At 60.5% G+C, this 1,852-nt stretch carries 2 protein-coding genes and 1 pseudogene; all 3 read right to left on the bottom strand.

Annotation, left to right across the window (positions count from 1 at the left end; genetic code table 11):
- A partial coding sequence (locus E4487_RS24335) for a DUF3304 domain-containing protein (protein ID WP_257229498.1) occupies nt 1-339 on the bottom strand: 339 nt, incomplete at its 3' end.
- Nucleotides 340-407: 68 nt separating this feature from the next.
- Nucleotides 408-1,226 (bottom strand): DUF4123 domain-containing protein, encoded by an 819-nt coding sequence (locus tag E4487_RS24330; protein ID WP_175254585.1) that lies wholly within the window; start codon nt 1,224-1,226, stop codon nt 408-410.
- A gap of 16 nt (nt 1,227-1,242) precedes the next feature.
- Nucleotides 1,243-1,852 (bottom strand): annotated as a pseudogene (locus E4487_RS24325) (type VI secretion system tip protein VgrG); the annotation flags it as partial.

Below are 1,852 nucleotides of genomic sequence, written 5' to 3'. Positions count from 1 at the left end.
GGGCAAAAAGTGCACTTTCAAGGTTCCGGCTTCTTGGTATTGAGGTATCTCCACCACTACACGGTGGCGGGTGTAATTGGCCGCGTGTTTCTTATATGCCTCTCGCCATCCATCGGTACCATGAGGTGGCCATCCAACAGAGGCGCCTGGATTAGGATCCTTCTCCCACTCCACAATAGCTCTGAGCCCAGGCCGCCAATAACGCGGCACAGAGCCACAACAAACCTGCCCGCCCCCGCCACCATAAGGGCCTAGATTAGGGCCTCCAGCGCCGTTGACGGTGAAACGGTTGATGGCAGCGGAGGTATGGTTATAGCCCTCCACCGGGGCACCGAGCATCTCGGACTCCTTAGCCAGACAGCCACTCAGCGATAGAACCACCAGAAGACAGGCCAAGGCCCTGCGAGTCATGCCCACACCTCAGCAGTCTCTTCAGGCGGCGCAACAGGAGAATTCTTGGCCAACCAGGCACGGATGAAAGTGTCACGCTGATCGAGGTCATATAGCCCCTCGCGGTTAGCCGCCAATTGCCCATGCATCAGGTGGCGCATCAAGGGTTCCTGCTGGGCCATACCATAGTCCTGAGGCTGCACACCCCAACTGCGCCGATAGTCCTCGGCAGCGCTCCAGGCCAGCAGGCTGGCCATCTGTGCTCGCGTCAGTTGCAAGACCGGTAGCGGTGAAGGTAACTCCGCTGGACGCATAAGGTTGCCAGGCAAACTACGTGGCTGCCGATCACGATCCCGCCAGTGCCAGGCGATGATCGGGGCATGGAACCATATCTGATGTGGATCTAGGGCTTCGCTAGTGGGCACCAGCATACGCGGGTCATAAAAACGCAGCAGACCGCTGCCCCTTCCGTCGTTCCACTCGGCCTGGGTGCAGTGCCTCAGATGACTGGCCAGTTGAGTGAAAGGCCAAGGGCTGAGCAACGCCAGAAGATGCTGGTGGGCATTCTTGCTGGCGAGCAATCCGTCTAACCAAGCCTGATGATCAAGTTGCTCGAGGCTCACGCGAATCAGCAGAGGCCCCTTGGCTGCAATGGCTTCCTCCGGCGTACCTTCAAGCAACTTGGCAACATCTGGGCGCTGATCTGATTCATCGAGGTGCGCAAGCAGCGGATAGTCCAGATTGCTGGCATCGACCAGAAGATCAAGATGCTGCAAACGCGCATGTTCTGCCTGCTCGCCAAGATGGGTTAACCAAGCATGAGTCATGGTGTTCATGGTGTTTCCGGGCCTCTCAACGTGCGACTAGCGCTTGGGCTTTGCTTTGTGCTCGGAGCAAGCACTCTTCACAGACCGCCTTCTGCGGCTTGTCCACGCAGTTGCTGATGGCCTGCTCCAACAAGCTCCCCGCCTTGTCGCTATCCGCCGCGCCCGGCAACACGGGTGGCTTGATGCCGATACCCGAGCCCTTGCCCGGCGAGCCGCCGGCATTGAGGCGGGCCAGCGGGCCGGAGATGGTGATGCCGCCCGGGTCGAGCTTGATGAAGCTGCCACCGGCCTTGAGGGTCAGTTCGATGCCGGCCTCGATGACCATTTTCTGCCCGGCCTTGAGGTGGATCTCGCGGCCGGCCTTGGTCAGTTGCGCGGTGCCCAGCTTGATGTGCTGGTCGGTACCCACCGTCAGGTGGTCCTGCGGCTTGACCTCGACCTTGCGCTCGGCGGTGACGGTGAGGTGTTCCTCGGCCTTGAGCTCGGTGTAGCTGTTGGCCTCGACGGTGTCGTGGCGCTCGTTGCCGACGCGGATCTTCTGGTCGTGCTCGATGTTTTCGTCCCAGTCGCGCTGGGCGTGGACGTAGATCTGCTCGGCGCCCTTGCGGTCCTCGATGCGCAGTTCGTTGTAGCCG

It is taken from the genome of Pseudomonas sp. BMW13 (assembly GCF_013357275.1).
Classification (GTDB): Bacteria; Pseudomonadota; Gammaproteobacteria; order Pseudomonadales; family Pseudomonadaceae; genus Aquipseudomonas; species Aquipseudomonas khazarica.
This window is presented reverse-complemented; position numbering and strand designations above follow the sequence as displayed.